The organism is Paraburkholderia atlantica, from assembly GCF_009362785.1.
Lineage (GTDB): Bacteria > Pseudomonadota > Gammaproteobacteria > Burkholderiales > Burkholderiaceae > Paraburkholderia > Paraburkholderia atlantica.
Genome location: NZ_WHNQ01000125.1, coordinates 1 through 4,332, shown reverse-complemented (window position 1 = coordinate 4,332; position 4,332 = coordinate 1). Strand labels below are relative to the sequence as shown.

At 59.4% G+C, this 4,332-nt stretch carries 6 protein-coding genes and 4 pseudogenes; 7 read left to right on the top strand and 3 right to left on the bottom strand.

Annotation, left to right across the window (positions count from 1 at the left end; translation table 11 throughout):
- Window positions 1-172 (bottom strand): annotated as a pseudogene (locus GCT19_RS45175) (IS256 family transposase); the annotation flags it as partial.
- Window positions 173-375: 203 nt separating this feature from the next.
- Window positions 376-546 (bottom strand): annotated as a pseudogene (locus tag GCT19_RS41045) (IS6 family transposase); the annotation flags it as partial.
- A gap of 299 nt (window positions 547-845) precedes the next feature.
- On the opposite strand from GCT19_RS41045, the pseudogene GCT19_RS41040 reads away from it, so the two are divergent.
- The 7 genes and pseudogenes from GCT19_RS41040 to GCT19_RS41010 all read left to right on the top strand — a co-directional run.
- Window positions 846-1,193, top strand: a pseudogene (locus GCT19_RS41040) (IS4 family transposase); the annotation flags it as partial.
- A 106-nt stretch (window positions 1,194-1,299) separates the two neighbouring features.
- A complete protein-coding gene (locus GCT19_RS41035) occupies window positions 1,300-1,566 on the top strand; it encodes a YlcI/YnfO family protein (RefSeq protein ID WP_152855018.1) in 267 nt (88 codons plus the stop codon).
- Window positions 1,563-1,913, top strand: coding sequence for a type II toxin-antitoxin system RelE/ParE family toxin (locus GCT19_RS41030; protein WP_321576955.1), 351 nt, complete (start codon window positions 1,563-1,565; stop codon window positions 1,911-1,913). The genes GCT19_RS41035 and GCT19_RS41030 overlap by 4 nt, the downstream gene beginning before the upstream one ends.
- A gap of 123 nt (window positions 1,914-2,036) precedes the next feature.
- On the top strand, window positions 2,037-2,288 hold the full coding sequence (locus tag GCT19_RS41025) for a hypothetical protein (RefSeq protein WP_152855017.1): 252 nt from the start codon (window positions 2,037-2,039) through the stop codon (window positions 2,286-2,288).
- A 271-nt stretch (window positions 2,289-2,559) separates the two neighbouring features.
- Complete coding sequence (locus GCT19_RS41020) at window positions 2,560-3,117, top strand: hypothetical protein (RefSeq protein ID WP_152855016.1); 558 nt, start codon at window positions 2,560-2,562, stop codon at window positions 3,115-3,117.
- Between the two features lie 163 nt (window positions 3,118-3,280).
- Window positions 3,281-3,406: pseudogene (locus tag GCT19_RS45170) on the top strand (IS6 family transposase); the annotation flags it as partial.
- A 59-nt stretch (window positions 3,407-3,465) separates the two neighbouring features.
- Window positions 3,466-4,050 carry a winged helix-turn-helix domain-containing protein gene (locus GCT19_RS41010; RefSeq protein ID WP_227749491.1) on the top strand — a complete coding sequence of 195 codons (585 nt, stop codon included), beginning with the start codon at window positions 3,466-3,468 and terminating at the stop codon, window positions 4,048-4,050.
- Window positions 4,051-4,089: 39 nt separating this feature from the next.
- On the opposite strand, the gene GCT19_RS41005 is transcribed toward GCT19_RS41010, so the two are convergent.
- Window positions 4,090-4,332 (bottom strand): DDE-type integrase/transposase/recombinase (locus tag GCT19_RS41005; RefSeq protein ID WP_152855015.1); only part of this gene is annotated, 243 nt, incomplete at its 5' end.

The following is a 4,332-nucleotide window of genomic DNA, read 5'->3' as shown; positions in this document are numbered from 1 at the left end:
CGGCACGCCGGCCGTCGATCGACTTCACGTTGCTGTACTGTTCGAGCATGGTCGCCAGTTCCACCTCGACTGCCTGCTGAATGATCTGCCGCGCGCCTTGCTGGATCAGCTCATCTAGCACGCTTTTCGTTTGCGCTTTACTGCTGTTCGCTTCTTGCGTAATCTTCTTCATGGTGGTCGGGTCCGGCCTTCTCGGGTTCGCTGGTTGTGCCTTTGACAAGCAACATTCTCAGCTAGACCGCCACCGCCTTCTCAAATTCCTGCCGCTCCCGCTGTACACCAGATTCGACAATAGCTCTAAACATTTCTTCTTTCCTTCCTTTCGGTCGAGTTTATACCCGACCTGCTGGAAGGCGAAATTTCAGGGGAAGCTCACACCGCGATACCACGCTCGTCCATCATTTCCGCAAGGTTGCGCAAACTCAGCGAATAGGCCACGTACCATCGCACGCACAGCAAAATCACTTCAAGCGGGTAGTGAAGGCGCTTCAGGACCTTGGCTAAGCCCGGCGCGAGTGTGGTTCGCGGTGTCTTCGTCTTCTTCATCGCACAGCTCAAAAATTCGCTACCCAATTTTAACGTGGGCCTTACTGCAACAGAACCATCTTCTTCATGGTGGTCGGGTCCGGCCTTCTCGGGTTCGCTGGTTGTGCCTTTGACAAGCAACATTCTCAGCTAGACCGCCACCGCCTTCTCAAATTCCCGCCGCTCCCGCTGTACACCAGATTCGACAATAGCTCGGGCGTGATTATCGCGAACCTCGTGAATCTGTGGAACAGCTTCGGCAGGGCCGTTTGCGTCAAAAATGCCTAGTTGCGTCTGCAACCAACTGCGGCCATGCCCTGCTGAACAAAGCCGAGCGGGTGGAGAAGGCACTTGCACTGTACATGGTTGTATCGTGGCGCATCGCACGGCTCATGCGTCTAGGCAGAACGTGTCCAGAGCTGGACGCATCCCTGTTCTTTGCAACTGACGAGATACATGGCGCTCACATGCTCACAAAAAAGCCACGCCCGAAAAAGACACCAACGCTCAACCAGATGATACGGATGATCGCGTCACTGGGCGGTTTCCTCGGGCGTAGAAGCGACGGTGAACCGGGGGCGAAGACGCTGTGGATAGGCATGCAGCGGGTCATGGATGCGGTGATCACCATCCAGATCTTGCGCGACGGTTATGACACTTCTGTATAAGGGAATGGGGTTAACCCGCACTCAATGGGCTCAGGCGACACGGATGCCCGTCGCACACCGGCGCGTGCTATCATGCGTATTACATTTGCGATGCACGGAGAATCTCATGAAAACCGCCACCATGCCGCCCCTGCGGGTCGATCCTGAACTGCGTCAGGCCGCGGAGGCCGTACTGCTCGAAAACGAGTCGCTGTCGGCGTTCATGGAAGCCGCCCTGCGCGAGAGCGTCGCGCGCCGGCGCCTGCAGTGCGAGTTCATCGCGCGCGGGCTCGAAGCGCGCACACGGGCGCACGCAGAGAACGACTGGATCGATGCGGACGACGTCCATGCCGAGCTGCAGGGCATGCTTGATGCCGCGAGGCGCGCGCAGTGAGCTTTCGCGTGCGCTATGCCGCGTCGGCGCGCGACGACCTGAAGCGGCTGTACGGCTTTCTGGTCAGGCGCGATGTTGCGGCCGCTGAACGCGCCCTCGAGGCGATCCGCCGGGCAGTCGAGGTGCTGCGTGATTTTCCGTTCACGTGCCGCAAGGTGGACGACGCGAATCCGTTCCTGCGCGAGCTAGTCATCTCGTTTGGCAATTCCGGTTATGTCGCGCTGTTCGAGATCGAGGGTGAGCAGGAGGGCGCGGCGGTACAGGACGAGGCGGACGAGCAGGATGAACCTGTGCGGTACGTCAGCATTCTCGCGGTGCGACACCAGCGCGAAGATGACTGGCTCTGAGCCCGGTCGTGGCTATCCAGCCCCAGCAGCCGGCCCGGCGCAGCGTGGCGAACAGTCCGGGCAACTCCGGCGTCAGGAAGTGAGCGGCCCGCACCGAGCAGTCAAAAAAGGGGAGGGGGGAACATGGCGCTGTACGAGATTGCAGGGTACGGGCTGAAACCGGTTGTGCAGAAGACGTTCACCGACCTGGGCATGCTCGAACGCGCGATTATCCAGCATTGTCTTCTCTCTAACGTGACAAAGCCGTCCATGGGGTTGCTGCCAAGACTCCGGTGGCATCGCTTGACCCTGCGGCCAGCGATAACGCTACGCTTGCGACAGCCCGCCGCAGGGCGCACAAACGTCAGTGAGCCGGAAAACGATGATGCCGATTGATCCCACACCTGCAGGACAGGTAGCACGCACTCGAGCCAGTCGGAGCAGATTTACCAACCGTGCTTTCAGGTGACCTGCTCGCTGCAGATGCTGCCTTGCAGGATGAAGCACTGCAATCCCCTGTGAGACGAAGCTGCGGAGCACAGGGTGTGCGGGTCGAGGGCGTCATGGCGTTGCTTTGCCGGCCCAATCGACGACCCGGAAAATGCGATGGATTTCCACGTGATCAGTGCGGGCGTCGATCGGATGAAACCACTTCGGAGAGCGGCTTGTGCACGTGCTGGACCCGTACAATGTCCGGGTATGTGCAGAACTGGAGATTATTGCAGGCATGCCAGTATCGAAAAAAAACGTCTCATCGCGCAGGGCGATGCAATCGCGCCAGTCGAAGCGGCTCTTTCTGCCTCCTGCACGCGAGACCACCGAAAAAGTCATGCTCCGTTGCCGGATGGCGCTTGAGTCGATTCGCCGCGACGAAGGTAACCGGGCAGCGGGCGACCTGATGGCCTCGACGCTGCTGCTCACCATCTTTCTGACCGAGGCGGGACATGGGCTGCTGTCGGTGTCACTGCTCAAGGAAACTGAGCGAATGCTGTTTGATGCGCTCCATACCGGCACGCAGACCGGCGTCTGGGTGTTCGCTGAGCCGCTGAAACACAATCTGGTGACGGTCGTCAACGAACATGACCGGCAGTTACGCGAGACGAGACTGCAGGCGGTCATTGAAGCCAGCGTCCGGCTTGACCGGTACCTCGAGAAACAGAAAGCGGGCATGACCTGCGCGCCGCGAGATGACGTTGGCGGATACACGGGCGCGCGCCGGCGGTGAAACAGACCGGCTGGCCGGCGTGGCGCTGGCTGACGACCACGGAGAACAGAATATGGCCCCGTGCGTGCATCTGGATGCGCTACGGCGTCGAATTGCACGAACTGATCCGACAACAGCGATCGCCCCCGAACGTCGGCGGCACTGATGATATCGCGGACCCGTTCTGAAACGACGCTTAACGGCGGCCGGCATCGGCCGCCGTTCGTTAGACGTAATGTTGCTGTTCGTTCGGTGGTACGTGGCCTATGCGCTGAGCCTGCGTCATCTGGAACAGATGATGGCCGAGCGCTGGGCGGCATCAAAGTTACTGACCGGTGCACCAAATACTGCCCTGTGCGTTAGAGAGGTATGAATACGCAAACTGACGCAAGGAAGCTGGGCGAGGCAACGCAGGCGCACCTGAGGAAGATGGTGGTGCAAGCGGTGCGTAGCGGCATGACGCGAGTGGAAGCGGCTCGAACGTATGGCGTTAGCCTGCGTGCGGTGGGCAACTGGATAAAGTTGGCACGAGAGGGTGGCTTGAGGGCACTGAGGTCCGGCAAGCGTGGCCGTCGGCACGGAAGCGGCCAGCTGACTCATCCACAAGCCGTGAAAATGCGCAAGCTTATCATCGAGCGCATGCCCGACCAGCTTGCGCTGCCGTTCTACCTGTGGACCCGCGAATCGGTGGCAAAGCTGATTGAGCGCGAGTGCGGCGTGAAAGTGTCGAAGTGGACGGCGGGCCGATACCTCAAGGCATGGGGCATGACCGCCCAGAAACCTGTTCGACGCGCGTACGAGAGAAAGGACGAGGAAATCGAGCGCTGGCTGAACGAGGATTATCCGGGCATTGCGAAAGAGGCGAAGCAGGAAGGGGCAACCATCTATTGGGGCGACGAAATGGGCTTGCGCAGCGACCACGTGAGCGGTACCAGCTTGGTTCTGTTGCAGTAAGGGTGTCGGGACGAGAAATGTCGATATGATAAGTATTGCTTATGACACAAGGGAGTAAAACTGCTGGGAAGCAGACGACGGGTCTTTGCCCGCACATTTCATCTGTCCTTTCCTGATCATGTGCATTACCTCGATGCCGCCGAGAATGACCCTCGCACGGTGGAAGTTCTTGAATCCCAGCATCGGCCGGCTCCGGCGTTTGATAGCCCGATGGTCCTGTTCGACAATGTTGTTCAGGTACTTGATCTGACGGACCTTGATCGGCGTCTCGCGATCGGCATT